This is a genomic window from Pseudomonas sp. TE24901, assembly GCF_054058375.1.
Window position 1 is genome coordinate 98,802 of the sequence record NZ_JBSSAF010000016.1, and the last position, 17,228, is coordinate 116,029.

20 protein-coding genes are annotated in these 17,228 nt (G+C 62.5%); 11 read left to right on the forward strand and 9 right to left on the reverse strand.

Going from position 1 to position 17,228, the window contains the following annotated elements:
- The first annotated feature begins 59 nt into the window (after positions 1-59).
- On the forward strand, positions 60-935 hold the full coding sequence (locus ACVWVP_RS26420; RefSeq protein WP_259173139.1) for a LysR family transcriptional regulator: 876 nt from the start codon (positions 60-62) through the stop codon (positions 933-935).
- 131 nt (positions 936-1,066) lie between these two features.
- Here the strand turns inward: ACVWVP_RS26420 and gntR are convergent, their stop codons facing one another.
- Positions 1,067-2,098 (reverse strand): HTH-type transcriptional regulator GntR, encoded by a 1,032-nt coding sequence (gntR, locus tag ACVWVP_RS26425; protein ID WP_176998023.1) that lies wholly within the window; start codon positions 2,096-2,098, stop codon positions 1,067-1,069.
- 212 nt (positions 2,099-2,310) lie between these two features.
- Between gntR and ACVWVP_RS26430 the strand changes: the two genes are divergently transcribed.
- Together ACVWVP_RS26430 and ACVWVP_RS26435 are read left to right on the forward strand one after the other, a co-directional pair.
- Entirely contained in the window at positions 2,311-2,844 is a 534-nt protein-coding gene (locus ACVWVP_RS26430; RefSeq protein ID WP_065932241.1) for a gluconokinase, read from the forward strand.
- Between the two features lie 84 nt (positions 2,845-2,928).
- Positions 2,929-4,281, forward strand: coding sequence for a GntP family permease (locus ACVWVP_RS26435; RefSeq protein WP_176998013.1), 1,353 nt, complete (start codon positions 2,929-2,931; stop codon positions 4,279-4,281).
- 162 nt (positions 4,282-4,443) lie between these two features.
- On the opposite strand, the gene alaC is transcribed toward ACVWVP_RS26435, so the two are convergent.
- Complete coding sequence (alaC, locus tag ACVWVP_RS26440) at positions 4,444-5,655, reverse strand: alanine transaminase (protein WP_178925160.1); 1,212 nt, start codon at positions 5,653-5,655, stop codon at positions 4,444-4,446.
- A 195-nt stretch (positions 5,656-5,850) separates the two neighbouring features.
- On the opposite strand from alaC, the gene ACVWVP_RS26445 reads away from it, so the two are divergent.
- Positions 5,851-6,333 (forward strand): GyrI-like domain-containing protein, encoded by a 483-nt coding sequence (locus ACVWVP_RS26445; RefSeq protein WP_259173136.1) that lies wholly within the window; start codon positions 5,851-5,853, stop codon positions 6,331-6,333.
- Between the two features lie 86 nt (positions 6,334-6,419).
- Here ACVWVP_RS26445 and ACVWVP_RS26450 read toward each other — a convergent pair whose 3' ends face one another.
- Positions 6,420-7,025, reverse strand: a complete 606-nt coding sequence (locus ACVWVP_RS26450; protein WP_259173135.1) for a pyridoxamine 5'-phosphate oxidase family protein — start codon at positions 7,023-7,025, stop codon at positions 6,420-6,422.
- Positions 7,026-7,045: 20 nt separating this feature from the next.
- Positions 7,046-7,534 carry a GNAT family N-acetyltransferase gene (locus ACVWVP_RS26455; RefSeq protein ID WP_457408888.1) on the reverse strand — a complete coding sequence of 163 codons (489 nt, stop codon included), beginning with the start codon at positions 7,532-7,534 and terminating at the stop codon, positions 7,046-7,048.
- A gap of 147 nt (positions 7,535-7,681) precedes the next feature.
- Between ACVWVP_RS26455 and ACVWVP_RS26460 the strand changes: the two genes are divergently transcribed.
- Genes ACVWVP_RS26460 through ACVWVP_RS26475 form a run of 4 tightly spaced genes read left to right on the forward strand, consistent with a single transcriptional unit; the run spans position 7,682 to position 10,204 of the window.
- On the forward strand, positions 7,682-8,101 hold the full coding sequence (locus tag ACVWVP_RS26460; RefSeq protein WP_457408891.1) for a YybH family protein: 420 nt from the start codon (positions 7,682-7,684) through the stop codon (positions 8,099-8,101).
- Between the two features lie 42 nt (positions 8,102-8,143).
- Positions 8,144-8,488 carry a YciI family protein gene (locus tag ACVWVP_RS26465; RefSeq protein WP_176998007.1) on the forward strand — a complete coding sequence of 115 codons (345 nt, stop codon included), beginning with the start codon at positions 8,144-8,146 and terminating at the stop codon, positions 8,486-8,488.
- A 34-nt stretch (positions 8,489-8,522) separates the two neighbouring features.
- Complete coding sequence (locus tag ACVWVP_RS26470; protein ID WP_457408894.1) at positions 8,523-8,999, forward strand: SRPBCC family protein; 477 nt, start codon at positions 8,523-8,525, stop codon at positions 8,997-8,999.
- Positions 8,996-10,204: an RNA polymerase sigma factor gene (locus ACVWVP_RS26475; RefSeq protein ID WP_457408896.1), complete on the forward strand. Its 1,209-nt coding sequence runs from the start codon at positions 8,996-8,998 to the stop codon at positions 10,202-10,204. Before ACVWVP_RS26470 ends, ACVWVP_RS26475 begins: the two co-directional genes overlap by 4 nt.
- A 114-nt stretch (positions 10,205-10,318) precedes the next feature.
- Here the strand turns inward: ACVWVP_RS26475 and ACVWVP_RS26480 are convergent, their stop codons facing one another.
- Positions 10,319-11,044, reverse strand: coding sequence for an SDR family oxidoreductase (locus ACVWVP_RS26480; protein ID WP_259173130.1), 726 nt, complete (start codon positions 11,042-11,044; stop codon positions 10,319-10,321).
- Positions 11,045-11,155: 111 nt separating this feature from the next.
- On the opposite strand from ACVWVP_RS26480, the gene ACVWVP_RS26485 reads away from it, so the two are divergent.
- Complete coding sequence (locus tag ACVWVP_RS26485) at positions 11,156-11,998, forward strand: LysR family transcriptional regulator (RefSeq protein WP_457408899.1); 843 nt, start codon at positions 11,156-11,158, stop codon at positions 11,996-11,998.
- 160 nt (positions 11,999-12,158) lie between these two features.
- Here ACVWVP_RS26485 and ACVWVP_RS26490 read toward each other — a convergent pair whose 3' ends face one another.
- The gene (locus tag ACVWVP_RS26490; RefSeq protein ID WP_178925377.1) at positions 12,159-13,013 is read right to left on the reverse strand and encodes a LysR family transcriptional regulator; all 855 of its coding nucleotides are present in this window, start codon (positions 13,011-13,013) and stop codon (positions 12,159-12,161) included.
- An 88-nt stretch (positions 13,014-13,101) separates the two neighbouring features.
- Between ACVWVP_RS26490 and ACVWVP_RS26495 the strand changes: the two genes are divergently transcribed.
- Positions 13,102-13,539 carry a multidrug/biocide efflux PACE transporter gene (locus tag ACVWVP_RS26495; protein ID WP_178925379.1) on the forward strand — a complete coding sequence of 146 codons (438 nt, stop codon included), beginning with the start codon at positions 13,102-13,104 and terminating at the stop codon, positions 13,537-13,539.
- Positions 13,540-13,572: 33 nt separating this feature from the next.
- On the opposite strand, the gene ACVWVP_RS26500 is transcribed toward ACVWVP_RS26495, so the two are convergent.
- Together ACVWVP_RS26500 and ACVWVP_RS26505 are read right to left on the reverse strand one after the other, a co-directional pair.
- Positions 13,573-14,478 (reverse strand): LysR family transcriptional regulator, encoded by a 906-nt coding sequence (locus ACVWVP_RS26500; protein ID WP_457408902.1) that lies wholly within the window; start codon positions 14,476-14,478, stop codon positions 13,573-13,575.
- A 50-nt stretch (positions 14,479-14,528) separates the two neighbouring features.
- On the reverse strand, positions 14,529-15,287 hold the full coding sequence (locus tag ACVWVP_RS26505; protein WP_457408904.1) for an SDR family NAD(P)-dependent oxidoreductase: 759 nt from the start codon (positions 15,285-15,287) through the stop codon (positions 14,529-14,531).
- Between the two features lie 103 nt (positions 15,288-15,390).
- Between ACVWVP_RS26505 and ACVWVP_RS26510 the strand changes: the two genes are divergently transcribed.
- The gene (locus tag ACVWVP_RS26510; protein ID WP_178925384.1) at positions 15,391-16,287 is read left to right on the forward strand and encodes a LysR family transcriptional regulator; all 897 of its coding nucleotides are present in this window, start codon (positions 15,391-15,393) and stop codon (positions 16,285-16,287) included.
- Here ACVWVP_RS26510 and ACVWVP_RS26515 read toward each other — a convergent pair.
- Positions 16,284-17,201 carry a LysR family transcriptional regulator gene (locus tag ACVWVP_RS26515; RefSeq protein WP_178925386.1) on the reverse strand — a complete coding sequence of 306 codons (918 nt, stop codon included), beginning with the start codon at positions 17,199-17,201 and terminating at the stop codon, positions 16,284-16,286. The genes ACVWVP_RS26510 and ACVWVP_RS26515 overlap by 4 nt on opposite strands.
- Between the last annotated feature and the right edge of the window lie 27 nt (positions 17,202-17,228).

The window sequence follows — 17,228 nt, forward strand, 5'->3', positions numbered from 1 at the left end:
GCGTCAATATGGCTGACACAAAAAGTCAGAAGCTTTCAGTTTTATTGATAGGTGGCGAAATGAGCTTTTCCAGCGACAGCGTTGAAGTGTTCCTGGCCGTGGTGGAGGGCGGCTCTTTTTCTGCGGCGGCGCGGGCGCTGGGCAAGGTGCCTTCGGCGGTGAGCATGGGCATCGCCAACCTTGAGGCCGAACTGGGTTACCTATTGTTTGATCGCAGCCACCGCGAGCCGGTGCCCACCGACCTCGCGCTGGCGCTGATCCCCCATGCACGGTTGATGGCCGAACAGCTCAAGCAGTTGCAGGTGCACGCGTTGCAGCTGTCCCAGGGGTTGGAAAGCAAGTTGTCGATAGGTGTGGGGGTGGATATCAATACTCGGCGTTTGCTCGCGGCCATCGCCGACATCAGCGAGCAATTTCCACTGTTGGAAATCGAAGTGCTGACAGCGCCACAAGATGACGTGTTGCAGTTGCTGCACAGCGGGCGCGTGCAGGTGTGCCTGGTGTTTGCAGGGCTGAGCGTGAACGTGTTGGAGCGTTTTCAGTTTGTCGCCAGTGAGCAGTTGATCGCCTGCATCAGCCCGCACCATCCTCAGGCGCAGGGCGAGCCGTTTCTGGAAGACCTGGTGCGGGTACGGCAGATTCTGGTGGCGGGCCGGGACAGTCCTCTCAGCGATCGCCGCCCACTCGTGGGGCAATCCTATTGGCGTACCGACAGCCTGGGCGTGGCGTTGGACATGGTCGAGGCGGGCCTGGGCTGGGGCAATTTCCCGCAATCGGCGGTGGCGCCACTGCTGGCGGCAGGCCGGTTACGGCGGTTGGACTTCAAGAACATCGAGAACGGGCTGGCGATGGTGGTGAACGCGGTGTGGTTGAAGCACCAGCCCTTGCACAAAGGCGCCTCGGCGCTGGTACAACGGCTGGCCAATCCGGACTGACCCGCCCACATCACCGTAGGAGCCGGCGCGGTCAAAAATGTGGGAGCTGGCTTGCCTGCGATAGCGGCAGATCAGCCGGCACAGCATTGCCTGACACACCGCCATCGCCAGGGATGTGCTTGGCACGCAGCTCAGGTGCTTTCACGCACCTGCAACTCAAACCCCATGTCGACCACCGGCTTGGCGATCTTGTTGCCGGCCATGACCGTCAGCAAATGCTCCGCCGCACGTCGCCCGATGGCTTCTCGCGGGGTGCTGATGCTGCTCAGGCGCGGCACCATGAAGGAGGACGCCGGCAAATCGTTGAAACCCAGCACCGCCACACGCTCTGGCACCTTGATACCATGGCGCAGGGCTTCCAGCAGGGCGCCTTGGGCCAGGTCGTCGTTGCCAAAGAAGATCGCGTCCACGTCCGGATGGGCTGCCAGCATCTGCAAGAACAGCTCGCCGCCCAGGCCAACGGAGGAGGGGCGCGGGGTCAGCAGTTCCAGCGCCGGGTCGTACAGGCCCGCCTGCTGCAACGCGCGGCGAAAGCCCTCGCCCCTCAGCAAGGTGCGCTGGTCCAACTGCGCACCGATATACGCCAGGCGCTTGCGCCCACGGGACAGCAGGTGCGCCGCCGCCGTTTCCCCCGCGCTCAGTTGCGAGAAACCCACGCAGTTCACGCCGGCGTTGGGGTCCAGGTCCATCATGTAGATGCAGGGCACATTGCTGGCCTCGACCATCCGTCGCGCGCTCTCGGTGCGGTCGAAGCCGGTCAGCAGCAAGCCCCGTGGCTGATAGGCCATGTAGTTGCGCAGCAGGTTCTCTTCTTCTTCACGGGAATAGTGGGAGTTGCCGATCAGCACTTCAAAGCCCTTGGGCCGCAATACCTGGTGGATGGCTTCGAGGGTTTCGATAAACAGCAGGTTGGACAGCGACGGCACGATGACCACCACCGAATGGCTCTGGGCCGACGCCAGGGCACGGGCGGCCGGGTTGACCACGTAGTTCAGCTCGCTGGCGGCCTGCTGGACTTTTTCCACCAGCTCCTTGGCCACGGTGCTCACGCCTCGCAAGGCGCGGGACGCGGTAATCGGGCTGACGCCGGCCAGGCGGGCGACTTCGTTGAGGGTCGGGCGACCCGTGGTGCGCAATTTTTTATCGTTCTTGGAGGTCATCAGGCGGCTTGCCAAACAAAAATCGAGGCACTAAGGTAGCGCTGTCTCCAAATGGCTGCAAATTCTTGAACGCAGGGTTGCCTGATCCGGTTCAAATGATTGGAGAGGATGCACGCGTCACTCCATAAAAATGACAAGACGGCGCGGGAAAAGCCTGTTTTTGCACTAGCCTTACAGCGTGCAAAGGTAGCGCTATCTGCGTCCTGAGGTGTTTCATGAGTCAACCTGTTACCGCCCTGGTCATCATGGGTGTTTCCGGCTGTGGCAAGTCCAGCGTCAGCGAGGCCCTGTGCCGCCTGAACGGCGCCACTGCCATCGAAGGCGACAGCTTTCACCCCGCCGCGAACATCGAGAAGATGAGCGCGGGCCACCCCCTCAACGACGACGACCGCGCCGGCTGGCTCGACATCCTGTGCGATGAACTGCGCCGTTCGCTCAAGGCGGGCGAGCACCCGGTGCTTACCTGTTCAGCCCTGAAAAAGAAATACCGCGACCACCTGCGCGAAGCCGCACCCGGCCTGGGGTTCGTCTTCCTGGAGCTGACCCGCGCCGTCGCCGCCGACCGCGTGTCCCATCGCCCCGGCCATTTCATGCCGGCAAGCTTGATCGACAGCCAGTTCGCCACCCTTGAATCGCCCGTGGGCGAGCCGCTGACCCTGGCCCTCAACGCCAGCGAAGACAGCGTCGAGGACCTGGCCGAGCAAACCCATGCCTGGTGGCTGCAACACGGCTTTGAACCTACTCATTAATTTTTTGCCGGAAAAGATAGCGCTATCCCCGGCGAAAGATTCAACACCCGCTTTAATAACAACAACAAACAGGAGAGACCCCCCATGTTTGGTATGTCCCACGAGTCTTACCTACTGCTTGATGCAGTGGTCACTATCATCGGGTTGATCGTTCTGATCACCAAATTCAAGGTGCACCCGTTCATTGCACTGATCATCGCGGCCGGCTTCCTGGGCCTGACCTCGGGCATGCCCGTGGACAAGATCATCAAGGCGTTCCAGGACGGTTTCGGCGGCGTGCTCGGCTTTGTCGGCATCATCCTTGCGCTGGGCACGATGCTCGGCAAGATGATGGCTGAATCCGGCGGCGCCGATCAGATCGCCCAGACCCTGATCCGCGCCTTCGGCAAAGAGAAGGTGCAGTGGGCGATGATGTTCGCCGCGTTCCTGGTGGGCATCCCGCTGTTCTTCGAGATCGGCTTTGTGCTGCTGATTCCGCTGGTGTTTATCGTGGCGCGCCGCACCGGTGTGTCGCTGATCAAAATCGGCATCCCGTTGCTCGCCGGCCTGTCGGCGGTGCACGGCCTGGTGCCACCGCACCCGGGCCCACTGCTGGCCATCGGCGTGTTTGGCGCGGACATCGGCAAGACCATCCTCTACGGCCTGATCGTCGCATTGCCGACCGCTATCATCGCCGGCCCGATCTTCGGCACGTTCATCGCCAAGTACATCCCGGGCAACCCGTCCCAGGAACTGGTTGATCAACTGGCCCGTGAGCCAGAAAACAAAAACCTGCCGAGCTTCAGCGTGACCCTGATCACCGTGTTGCTGCCGGTGTTCCTGATGCTGCTCAAGACCTTCGCCGACATCGCCCTGCCGGACGGCCACGCCATTCGCAACTGGATGGACATGATCGGCCACCCGATCACCGCGCTGCTGCTGGCGTTGCTGTTGTCGCTGTACACCTTTGGCCATCGCCAGGGCATCGGTTCCAAACAGATCCTCAAGCTGCTCGACGCCAGCCTGGCGCCCACGGCGGCGATCATCCTGATCATCGGTGCCGGTGGCGGCTTCAAGCAGATGCTGGTCACCAGCGGCGTGGGCGACGTGATCGGCCACATGGCAGTGAACGCGCAGATCAACCCGATTTTGCTGGCATGGCTGGTGGCGGCGGTGATTCGTGTGGCGACCGGTTCGGCGACCGTGGCGACCATTACTGGCGCAGGCATCGTGGTGCCGGTGGTGGGGATGATTCCGGGGGTTAACCGGGAACTGCTGGTGCTGGCGACGGGAGCGGGTTCGTTGATCCTGTCTCACGTCAACGATGCGGGGTTCTGGCTGGTGAAGCAGTATTTCAATATGACCGTGGCCGAGACGTTCAAGACGTGGACGGCGATGGAGACCATCCTGTCGATTGTGGCGCTGATCTTCATCATGCTGTTGTCGTTGGTGGTTTAGCAGCCCCACACCATGAGGGCGGGGTGAAAACCCAATCCAAATGTGGGAGCGGGCTTGCTCGCGAATGCGCAGTATCAGTCACCGAATGTGTTGACTGATGTACCGTATTCACGAGCAAGCCCGCTCCCACATGGGTTACCGCATTTTTACAGATAGGTCGCGTCAGGCTTTAGGGCCCAGGCCATCGGCCCGGAACATCGTCCGAATCCCGCGCACCGCCTGGCGAATCCGGTCCTGGTTCTCGATCAGCGCAAAGCGCACGTGATCATCCCCGTACTCACCAAACCCGATGCCCGGCGACACGCACACCTTCGCCTCCAGCAGCAGCTTCTTGGCAAATTCCAGTGAACCCATGGCGGCATAGTGCTCGGGGATCTTCGCCCAGACGTACATCGACGCCTTCGGGTTCTCCACCATCCAACCCAGCTCATGCAGGCCCTTGACCAGCACATTGCGGCGTTGGCGGTACTGCTCGGCGATGTCTTTCACGCACTGCTGGTCACCTTCCAAGGCAGCAATGGCGGCGACTTGCAGCGGCGTGAAGGTGCCGTAGTCGTGGTAGCTCTTGATGCGTGCCAGGGCGCTGACCAGTTCAGGGTTGCCCACCATGAAACCGATGCGCCAGCCGGCCATGTTGTAGCTCTTGGACAGGGTGAAAAATTCCACCGCAATGTCCTTGGCGCCCGGCACCTGCATGATCGACGGGGCTTTCCACCCGTCGTAGACGATGTCGGCGTAGGCCAGGTCATGGATCACCAGCACGTCGTACTGCTTGGCCAGGGCGATCACGCGTTCAAAGAAATCCAACTCCACACACTGCGCGGTGGGGTTGGACGGGAAGCCCAGGATCATCATCTTCGGCTTGGGGATCGAGCCACGAATGGCGCGCTCCAGCTCGGCGAAGAAATCCACGCCGGGCACCAGTGGCACCGAGCGTACCTGGGCGCCGGCAATCACCGCGCCGTAGATGTGAATCGGGTAGCTCGGGTTGGGCACCAGTACGGTGTCGCCTTGGTCCAGGGTGGCCAGCATCAAGTGCGCCAGGCCTTCCTTGGAACCGATGGTCACGATGGCTTCGGACTCAGGGTCGATGTCCACTTCATAACGGTCTTTGTACCAACGCGAAATCGCCCGGCGCAGACGCGGAATGCCTTTGGAGGTGGAGTAGCCGTGGGTGTCTTCGCGCTGGGCGACCTGCACGAGTTTTTCGACAATGTGCGGCGGCGTGGCGCCGTCGGGGTTACCCATGCTCAAGTCGATGATGTCTTCGCCGCGCCGACGCGCAGCCATCTTCAGCTCGGCAGTGATATTGAATACGTAAGGGGGGAGTCGATCGATGCGCGCAAAGCGGCGCGGCGAACCTTGGTCTGCCATTGTTGCCTCGAAGTACGTAAGCGCCCGGAACCGTCCGAGCGACGTTGGCCACTGCGGTGGCCTGCGGGGCAGACAATACGGTCGATGATGGCCAGTTGTCCAGATGCGTAGGAAAATTTTCTGCATGGAGTGCTGCGCAGATATCCCCCTATACTCGATACGGGTTTGTACCCTCATAAGAAGGAGACTGTTCGTATGGATCAGCAGACAAAACAACCGTTGGAGCCACGCATGGAAGCGGGTAAAGCCCTGGTGATTGCCGGGGTGCAAGGGCGTTATTCGAAGGCGACCATCGGCGACATTCCGCGCTTGTGGGAATTGTTCGACACCTGCGTCAAAGACATCAAACAGCGCGTGGGCGGCGTGACGTATGGGGTGTGCCATAACCCCAAGCATGGCGAATTCGACTACATGGCCGGCGTTGAAGTACCGACCCGGAGCGACGTGCCAGGCAACTTCGAATCCATTGAAATTCCGCCGCTCAACTACGCCGTCTTCCCGCATTACGGGCCGGTGCAGGCACTTGAGCAAACCTACGAACGCATCATGTTCGAGTGGCTGCCGCACTCGGGCTACAAGGTGATGGGCGCGGATTTCGAGCGCTACAGCGCCGATTTCGATGGGCGCAAAGGCACCGGCACCGTGGAGATCTGGCTGCCGATCGGCGAAAGAGGCTGACACAACCCCGTTGTAGGAGCCCGGCTTGCCGGCGATGGCGCCCAAGAGCCTCATCGCCGGCAAGCCGGGCTCCTACAGATGAGGTGTCAGTACAACGTGGCCTTGACCCGCTCCGGCATCTCGCGGTCGTACGCCTCGGCATCAAACTGCCCGTCATTGAGCCGCTTGTGAAAGGCGCCGGCCGACGGCAGCGCCGAGCGGTCCAGGTGTTTTTCAGGGTTCCAGCAATCGGAACGCACAAACGCCTTGGAACAGTGGAAATACGCGCTTTCCACCTGCACCAGCATCACCGACTTCGCTGGCTTGCCATTCACCGCAAAACTCTCCAGCAACCCAGGTTCGATGGAAATCTGCGCACGCCCATTCACACGCAACGTTTCGCCAACCCCCGGGATGATGAACAGCAAGGCAATGCGCGGGTCCTGCACCAGGTTGCGCAAGGTATCTAGGCGATTGTTGCCGGGCCGATCAGGTATCGCCAAGGTGCGCTCATCCACAATCCGCACAAACCCCGGCACATCACCACGGGGCGAACCGTCCACACCGTCCGGCCCGGACGAACTCACCACCACCAGCGGCGAGGCGCGCACCATGGCCTGGTAATCCTCGTTGAGAAACGGGATCTCCTTGCGCACCGCCCGCTCGTGGGGGAGGCCGTAGAGGGTTTCGAGTTGTTCGAGCGTTGTCAGCATTTGCGCCACCTCCTTATCGTTCAAAAGACTAATGCCAGCCTGCGTTCATAGCCAATCCGCCCTTTATACGCCTCGCCACTGTCCACCCACCCGGCGCTCAGGTACAACCCCATCGCCGCCACATTGTCGGCGTCCACCGACAGCTCGATGCTCTTCACCTGGGGCCACGCGGCCAGCGCGGCGTCGGGCAGTGCCTGCAAACACGCCTTGCCGAACCCGCGCCCTTGTTGCCCACGGTCCACTTGCAGTGCATGCAGCGTGGCGCTCTGTTCATCGGCCCAATGGGGCAGGCACGGGGGGCGTTTGAGCAGCAGGAAGGCAACGGGCAACTCGTCGGCGAGCAGGGCAAAGCCTTTGATGGCGCCGGGGTTTGGGTTGACCAGCAGGCTGTTCAGCGCGCAGTAGATGTCCCCGGAGTACGCCAGTTGCTCGGGGTGTACTTGCAGGGCGTCGAGCTGCTGTTTTTGCACGAGGCTCAGCGTCTCATAGGGGACGAGGCGGGTTTCCATCGGGGGCGCATCCGAAATCCTGCAAAGAGGGGTGGATTCTAGCGGGTTTGCCTGGGGCGAAATTATTTTTCAGCGGACTGTCGATTGCAGCGGGGGCCGTTCGACTAAGGGTGTCTTCCGTGATTTTCCACCCGAAGGAGTATCGCCATGAGCACTGCCATCACCACCCTGATCGATCAATGGAAGCAAGCCGTACTTGCCCGGGATATCGACAAAATTATCAGCTATTACGCCGACGATATCGTCTCGTTCGACGCCGTCACCGCACTGCAATTCAAGGGCAAGGCCGCCTACCGTGCCCATTGGGAGGAATGCATGAAGCATTGCCCCGGCCCGGGTATTTTCGAGTTTCATGAGTTGCGTATCGTCGAGGCACAGGACAGCGCCTTTGCCCACTGGCTGGCCCATTGCGGCGGTGCCGGGCCGGACGGCGTGGTGAAGGCCTGCTGGATGCGGGTGACGGCCGGTTATCAGCGCATCAACGGCCAGTGGCGCGTGGTGCATGAACACTGCTCGGCGCCCTTCGACATGCTAAGCGGTACCGCGCTGTTCGAGCTGGAACCCTGATCGCCGGGGACTATAGTGGATAAGCCGAAAAGGGAGGCACCCATGAAATACCTCTGCCTGATCTACAGCAACGAACAGGTGCTGCACACCTCGCCCGACAGCCCCGCAGACCCGGAGTGTCTTGCCTACGCCCAGGCCATCCAGGCCAGCGGGCGGATGCTCGCCGCCGAGCCGCTGGAGTCGGTCACCACGGCCACCACGGTGCGCATGCGCAATGGCAAGTTGTCGATTACTGACGGGCCGTTTGCCGAAACCAAGGAGCAACTCGCCGGGTTCTACCTGATCGAGGCCAAGGACTTGAACGAAGCGATCCAGGTGGCCGGCGGCATTCCGGCTGCGCGGGTCGGCAGTGTGGAAGTGCGCCCGGTGCGCCAGTTGAATCTCTGAACACAACAACCACAAGACTCAGGAGGTTTGCCCCATGACCACCCAACCCGCTGAATTTGAACTGTCCATCAGCCGCTTGATCGACGCCCCACGCAGCCGCGTATTCCGCGCCTGGACCGAACCCGCTTTGTTGCAACAATGGTGGGGGCCCCACGGCATGACCACCCCCGAGTGCGAAATGAACCTGTGGGTCGGTGGCCTGTTTCGCACCCTGATGCGCGCACCGGACGGCGCCGAATACCCGACTCAAGGCGTGTTCCTGGAGATCGAAGCGCCCAGCCGCCTGGTGTTCACCGATGCCTATGCGCCGGGCTGGATCCCGTCGGGCAAGCCGTTCATGACGGCCGAAGTCACCTTTGAAGAGGTCAATGGCAAGACCCTCTACACCGCCCGCGCCATGCACTGGAGCGAGGCCGACAAGCAGGCCCATGAAGCCATGGGCTTTCACGACGGCTGGGGCCAGAGCCTGGACCGCCTGGTGACGCTGGTGACCCAGGGCATGCCCGATTGACCGCGCAGGTCGAGGCCATTTACCGCAGCGAATCACGCCGCGTACTCGCGACGCTGATTCGCCTGCTGGGTGATTTCGACCTGGCCGAGGAGGCCTTGCACGAGGCGTTTTTTGTCGCCTTGCACCGCTGGCCCGAGGACGGCGTGCCGGACAACCCCCGCGCCTGGCTGGTGTCCACCGGCCGTTTCAAGGCCATCGACCGCCTGCGCCGCCAGGCGCGGTTTACCCCCTTTTTGCAGGAGCAGGCCGACGCACTGGAAGCGGCTGAGTGGAGTGCCGAGGACGTGGAAGACGACCGCCTGCGTTTGATCTTCACCTGCTGTCACCCGGCGCTGGCGGCAGACGCCCAGGCAGCGCTGACCCTGCGTGAGATCTGCGACCTCACCACCGAGGAAATCGCCCGCGCGTTCCTGGCCACCCCCACCACCATCGCCCAGCGTATCGTGCGTGCCAAGGGCAAGATCCGTGAAGCTCGCATTCCCTATCAAGTGCCGTCCCTGGCCGAATTGCCTGAGCGGCTGGACAGTGTGTTGCGGGTGATTTACCTGGTGTTCAACGAAGGCTATTCGGCGTCCATGGGCGCTGATCTCACCCGTGAAGACCTGACCCGCGAAGCCATTCGGCTCGGTCGTTTACTCATGGAGTTACTGCCCGAACCGGAGGTCATGGGCTTGCTGGCGCTGATGCTGCTGCACGAATCCCGCCGAGCGGCGCGCACCTCGGCAAGCGGTGAGTTGGTGTTGTTGCATGAACAGGACCGAGGGGTGTGGGATACCGCCCTGATTGCTGAAGGCTGCGCGCTGGTGGAGCAGGCGTTGCACACACGGCGTTTCGGCCCGTATTGCCTGCAGGCTGCGATTGCGGCGGTGCATGCCGAAGCGCGTTGTGCCGATGACACGGACTGGTTGCAGATCGTCGGACTCTACGATGTGTTGCTGCGGGCAGTGCCTTCGCCGGTGATCGAACTGAACCGCGCCGTGGCGGTGGCGATGGGGCAGGGACCGCTGGCGGGTCTGGCGTTGGTGGAGGGGATTTTGCAGCGTGGTGAATTGCTGGATTACCACTTGGCGCATTCGGCGCGGGGGGAATTCTGTCGACAACTGGGGCGTGTGGAAGAGGCGCGCACGGCGTACGAAAAAGCCCTGTCGTTGACCCAGCAAGCCCCAGAGAAACACTTCCTCCAGCAACGCCTGCAAAACCTGTAGGAGCCGGCTTGCCGGCGATGGCGGTGGGTCAGCCTGTACCTCTGTTGGCTGATACGCCGCTATCGCTGGCAAGCCAGCTCCTACAGTGGGTCTGCGTTGTTTGGGACTATAGGCTTACGGCTGCTGACGCGTGGCCGCCAACACGATCTCGCGAATGCACACGTGTTGCGGTTGCCCGTAGGCATAGGCAATCGCCGAGGCCACGTCATCGGCGCTGAGCACGGTGCCGCCCATGTCCTGTTTCCAGGCCTGGTAGCCGGTCTTGATCGCCTCGTCAGTGGTGTGGCTGAGCAGCTCGGTTTCCACCGCGCCCGGGGCGATGGTGATCACGCGTACATTGCTCGGCGACAATTCTTCGCGCAGGTTCTCCGAAATCCCGTGCACCGCGAACTTGGTGCCGACGTAAGCCACATGGTTCGGGAAGGTCTTGCGCCCGGCCACCGAACTGACGTTGATGATGGTGCCACCCTTGCGCGCCACCATGCTGCCGGCCACGGCGTGAATGCCATTGAGCAGGCCTTTCACGTTGACGTCGAGCATCTGCTCCCATTGCGCCGGGTCCTGTTCGCTGACTGCGCCCAGCAGCATCACACCGGCATTGTTGATCAGCGCGTCAGCCGGGCCGAATTGCGCTTCGGCTTCCTTCACGGCCGCTACCAGGGCTGCGCGGTCGGTAATGTCCACGCCACGCGCCAGGGTGTTAGGCAGGGCCAGGTCATTCAGACGGTCGATGCGCCGCGCCAACAGCAGCAGCGGGTGACCGGCGGCTGACAGCAGGCGGGCAGTGGCTTCGCCGATACCGGAACTGGCACCGGTGATGATGATCAATGGCTTGCTCATGATTGCACTCCTGGAATAAGAAAAATCGATATCTGAACCGTGGGCGCAGTATATTTAGCGTCAGCGAGGCTGAAAAATGCCTTATTTCTCTGTCTGTCATCGGATAAAGCTATGGATGTGCGTCACCTCAAGGCCTTTCTCGCGGTGTTCGAAGAACGCAATATCACCGCGGCTGCCCAACGTTTGTTCATCAGCCAGCCGACGCTGTCGGTGACCATCAAGCAGTTGGAAGACGAGCTGGGCGTGGCGTTGTTCGTGCGCCAGCCACGGGGCGTGGAGGTCAGCGCCGAAGCGCGGGTGCTGTACCCGCAGGCGCGGCGCATGGTGGCCGAAGCCGATGCCTTGAGCCGACTGTTTCGCGGGCGCGAAAACCGCATCGCCCTGGAGTTGGGCGTGGAAGGCGACATTGCCGACAGCCAGATCGAAACCTTCCTGCGCATGGCGCACCAGGGGTTGCCGGGTTTGTTGCTGACGCTGCAGGAAGGCTGTGAGGGAGAAGGGCGTCTGGCCGTGGAAGAAATGTGCTGCGAGGACGAATTGTTCCTGCCGATCTGGGAAGAGTCCTACGTGATGGCGCTGCCGGCGGCTCACCCCATGGCGCAAGCGGGCAAAGAACAGGCGTGGGCGCCGATTGAAGACTGGATCACCTGCCCACAGCACGACTCCCACCAGCGCTTGATGGCGCTGTACGGCCGCTCGTCGCAGGCGGTGGCCGGGCATGCCGGGTCGTTGACGCAGGCGTTGCACATGGTGGCGGCGGGAGTGGGCGTGGCGATGTTGCCGCAGTCGCTGGCGGCCGAGCGCGCCGGGGTGGTGATTCGTGAGTGGCACCTGCCGGCCCCGACACGCCGCGTGGGCCTGTGCTTTGCCGCGCAGGCGCTGGAATTGCCTGCCTTGCGCGCCTTGCACGAATACTTCCAGAACAACCGTCCGCCACAACGCTCTGCCGCCTGACCCCGTTCTAAAGGCCAACACAGCTCAAATGTGGGAGCTGGCTTGCCTGCGAAAGCGGCGTGTCAGCTAGCATTTGATTCGACGATTCGACTGACACACCGCCTTCGCGGGCAAGCCCGCTCCCACAGGTTGATCTTCATTGTTTATTGGCGAGTGTTTGTTATTCGAGCATCTTGCCGAGCAACCATCCACCCGCCGGCCCAGGCGGATGATGCCGTGACCACAGCGCATCCACCGCCACCGAGCGCGGCCAGCTGCGCGCCTTGAGCTCCACCAACTGGCCGCCATCAAAACGCTCCACCAGCCAGCGCGGCAAAGGCGCCCAGCCAAACCCCAACTGGGCCATTTCCATCAACATCAAGTAACTGGGTGCCGACCATACGCGACCACTGGGGCGGGTCTCGGTCGGGTTGATGATGCTGGCCAGGCGCAATTCGCGGTGTTGTTGCAGGGTGTCGGCGCAAATATTGTCCAGGCTCGCCAGCGGGTGTTTGGGCGCCACGTACAGCGCGATTTCTGTACGTTCCTCGACCGGTGCACCGGTGAGGTCGGGCGGGTAGACGTCCTGCTTTTCAATAAACGCAACGTGAGCCCGGCCGCTTTGCACCAGGGCGATCAAGTCTTCGCATTCGGCGATCAGGCATTCGAGCTCAAGGTCCGGGTAGCGCTGTTCAAAGGCTTTGAGGGCAATCTCGAAACGGTCCGATTGGTAGGTGTCGGACATCGCAATCGTCAGCTTCGGCTCCAACCCCTGGGACAACTGGCTGGCAGCCAGTTCCAGGCGGCTGCTGGCTTCCAGCACCTGCTCGGCACGCAGCAACAGCACATGGCCGGCCGGGGTCAGCGTCGGCTTGCGGCTGCTGCGGTCGAACAGCTCCACATCCAGGTCAATCTCCAGGCTCGCCACCGCCGCGCTGACGGTGGACTGGCTCTTGCCCAGCTTGCGCGCCGCCGCCGAAAACGAGCCTTGGGTGGCCGCCTGTACAAACGCCTGCAGCACTTCGTTGGAGGCCATGACTATCGCCTTGATCGATGGTTATTAGTTATGAAGTATCGAGCAGGGGAGTAATGATGGCAACCGTCGCCACTCACGGAGCCGGGTCATGAACCCCACCAAATCGATGACTGAACGCGTTTGCCAAGCCCTGGGTTTTGAAGGCCTGGCCTTGTTGATCTGTACGCCGCTGCTGGTCTGGATCACCGGTCGGCCGGCCTTGGAAATGGGCGCGGTGACCCTGGGTATCAGTGTGCTGGCGCTGACCTGGAACATCATTTTCAACAGCCTGTTCGACCGCCTCAAGGTGCGCCTGCAACTGCCCACCAACAGCTGGACCCGCGTACTGCACGCGCTGATGTTTGAAGGCGGGCTGATCCTAGTGTGCGTGCCGTTGATTGCGATGTGGCTGGGCATCAGCCTGCTGGAAGCCTTTATCCTCGACATCGGCGTGCTGCTGTTCTTCCTGCCGTACACCTACGTGTACCACCTGGGGTACGACATGATTCGGGAAAAAATCCTGCAACGCCGCACACTGGCGCTGTAACTGCCGGACACGCCCCCTGTAACCACCGGGCTTCTACAGGGGGATGAGTGTGGCCACGAAATCGAGGAAGGCCCGCACCTTGGCCGCAGGCAAATGCCGCGACGGGTAGTAGGCGTACAACGGGAAACGCTCGTCGGGCCAGTCCGGAAACAACTCCACCAGGCCACCGGCCTTGAGCGCCGGTGCCAGGCCCAGGTCGAGCATCTGTGCCACCGCGTGCCCGTGTTCGCACACGCTGTACAGGGTGCTGGCGTCGTTGACCACCAGGCGCCCGCTGGTGCGCACGGTCAGCCGCTCGCCGGGGCGATGGAATTCCCAGGCGAACGGGCGGCCGGTTTGCGAGTCGCGAAAGTCCAGGCACATGTGCCCGTTTTCCAGCGCCTGCGGGTGAGCGGGGCGGCCGTAGGTTTCAAGGTAGGCAGGGGAGGCGACGGTGAGCACGCGCACTTCCATCAACTTGCGCGCGATCAGCGAGGAGGATTGCGGGATGCCAAAGCGAATCGCCAGGTCAAACCCGTCGGCCACCAGGTCGCCGAGTTGGTCGCGGGTGTGCAGGTCCAGTTGCAGTTGTGGGTAACGGCGCATGAAATCCCCCAGCACCGGGCCCAACACCAGCCGCGAAAAGTACGGGTCGATGTTCACCCGCAGGCGCCCGCGCACGGTGAGTGCGCTGTCGGCGGCAGCGCTGGCGGCCTCTTCGAGGCCGGCCAGCAGCGGGGCGATTTCCTGGTAGAAACGCCGGCCCTCGTCGGTCAGTTGCACCGAACGGGTGGTACGGTCGAACAGGCGAATCCCCAGGCGTTTTTCCAGCCGGGAAATCGCCCGGCTGACCCCCGACGGCGTCATCTCCAGGCTGTCGGCGGCACGCGCAAAACTGCCCATTTCCACCACGGCCGCCAACACGCCCATGCCGCCGGCCAAGCCTGGATCAAAACTCATCGGTGATTGCCTGTCAGTGATCTGAAGGCATTGATGCTAGCGCAGAACGCTTACAGAAACATGCCGCCCGAGGCTTCGATGCGTTGCCCGGTGATCCAGTTGCTGCCATCGGCCAGCAGGGTCGAAATCGCTCCGCCAATATCGTCGGGCAAACCGGCGCGGCCCAGCGCGGTGTTGTTCGCCACCATGGCATTGACTTGCGGGTTGTCGCGCACCGCGCCGCCGCTGAAGTCGGTGGCGATGGCACCCGGGGCCAGGGTGTTGACGGTAATCCCCCGTGGCCCCAACTCCTTGGCCTGGTAGCGCGACAGCACTTCCACCGCGCCTTTCATCGAGGCATAGGCCGAATACCCCGGCAGGCTGAACCGCGCCAGGCCGCTGGAAATGTTGATGATGCGCCCGCCATCGCTGATCAGCGGCAGCAGTTTTTGCGTGAGGAAAAACGGCGCCTTGAAGTGGATGGCCACCAGCTTGTCGAACTGCTCTTCAGTGGTCTCGGCAAAGCTGGCATGGGCGCCGATACCGGCGTTGTTGATCAGAAAATTGAAGTGATCCTGTGCGAACACAGCCTTGAGCACGCGGCCGACTTCGCCGACAAAGTGATCGAAGGTGCCGCTTTGGCTCACGTCCAGCTGCAGCATGGCAGCGCGGCCGCCCAGGGCCTGAACCTGCTCGACCACCGCTTGGGCCTCGGCCGCAGCGCTGTGGTAGGTGCCGATGATGTCGACGCCTTGTGCCGCCAGGTGCAGCGCGGCGCTTTTGCCCAGGCCACGGCTGGCGCCGGTGATGAGTGCGATTTTGCGGGTCATGGTGCAGTCCTCTGAATGATCGTGGGACTGAGTGTATTTGTCCGCTTGTAACGTGATAAACAGGGCTATCCCGGAATCACTGGCCGGCTGAGGCGAACAATCCATGAACAAACTTGAGCTGCTGCGCACCTTCGTGCGGGTCACCGAACTGTCGAGTTTCACCGGGGCTGGCGAAAGCCTGGGCCTGCCGCGTTCCACCGTGTCCGAGCATGTGCAGGCCCTGGAAGAGCTGGTCGGCGCACGCCTGTTGCAGCGCACCACCCGCAAGGTGCAAGCGACCCAGGATGGCCGCGTGCTGTATGAGCGCAGCAAGGATCTGCTGTCGCACATGGAAGAGCTGGAAGGCTTGTTTCGCCAGGACGAAACCCAACTGGCCGGGCGCATCCGCGTGGACATGCCCAACGTGATGGCCCGGGGCATGATCCTGCCGCACCTGCCGTCGTTCATGGAGCGCCACCCGCTGATCGAGATGCAGATCAGCAGTTCGGACCGCCAGGTCGACCTGATCGCCGAGGGGTTCGATTGTGTCTTGCGCGTCGGCGCCCAGCCCGATCAAACCGTGGTGGCCCGCAAGGTGTGCAGCATGCTCATGGTCAACTGCGCGAGCCCGGCCTACCTGCAACGCTACGGCACGCCCAGGACCCTCGACGACCTGGCCGACCATCAACTGGTGCACTACGTGCGGCCACTGGGCGCACGCTCCGGGGGCTTCGAATACCTGCAGGGCAACAAGGTGCAGCGGGTGGCGATGGCCGGGCGCGTCACCGTCAACAGCACCGATGCCTACCAAGCAGCCTGCCTGGGCGGTTTTGGCATCGTCCAGGTGCCGCTGCTGGGGGTGCGCAGTTTACTGGCCAGTGGCGAGTTGGTGGCGGTGCTGCCGGAATACCAGGCGCCGCCGATGGATGTGTCGTTGCTGTATGCCGGCCAGCGCCATTTGCCCTTGCGGGTGCGGGTGTTCATGGAGTGGTTGACCACCACCCTGCAGGCCCATCTTTAACGGCGTGCCGACAATTGCTGCGGGGCCAGGAACGCATCGTGGAAGTAATCGCGGAACGCCTGCATGGCCGGGGTAAATGCACGTTCGCGATGCCAGGCCAGGCCGACGCTCATGGGCGTCACCGGGTCGGTGACGGTCAGCGTTTCGATGCGCTTGCCTTCCAGGGACCAGGGGCGGTGCACCAGATCCGAGAGAATCGCCACGCCGCTGCCATTGGCGACCATGCTGCGCACCGCCTCCACCGAGCTGGTGCGCAGGCGCACGTTTGGCGCCTGGCCGGCCTGTTCCCAATAGCGCATGGCGCTGTGTTCGGCCTCGTCGACGGTGAGCAGGATGTAGGGTTCCTGCGCCACATCCGCCAGGCTCACCGCATCGCGCTCGCACAGCGGGTGATGGCTGGGCAACCACAGGCGGCGCTCCGAGTTGAAGAGGATTTCGGACACGATGGCCGGGTGGGTGAGGTTGGCGGTGAGCACCACGGCCATGTCGAACTGGCCGTCGAGCAGCCCTTGTTCGATGGCCTGGCGTTCCTGTTCGAAGACCTTGATGGTCACGTCCGGGTGCCAGTGTTCCATGCGTTGCAAGTGGTGCGGCAGGAAGTAACCCAACACCGTGTAGCTGGCGGCAACCCGCAGCACGCCGCTGGCGCGGTAGTCGGGCAGCGGGCTGTTCAAGGCGTCATCCACGCTGCGCAGGATCACATAGGCGCGGTTGAGAAAGTGTCGCCCGGCGTCGGTGAGGTTCATGCCCTGGGCCGAGCGCACGAACAGTTGCACGCCGAGCATGGCTTCCAGCTCCTTGATCGCCGTGGTCACTGCCGACTGGGAGATGTTCAGGTGAATCGCCGCCTGGGAGATCTGGCCGATTTCGGCGGTGGCCACAAAATAACGGACTTGGCGCAGCGTCAGGGACATGCCGCATTCCTCGTAGGAGGGGGTGAT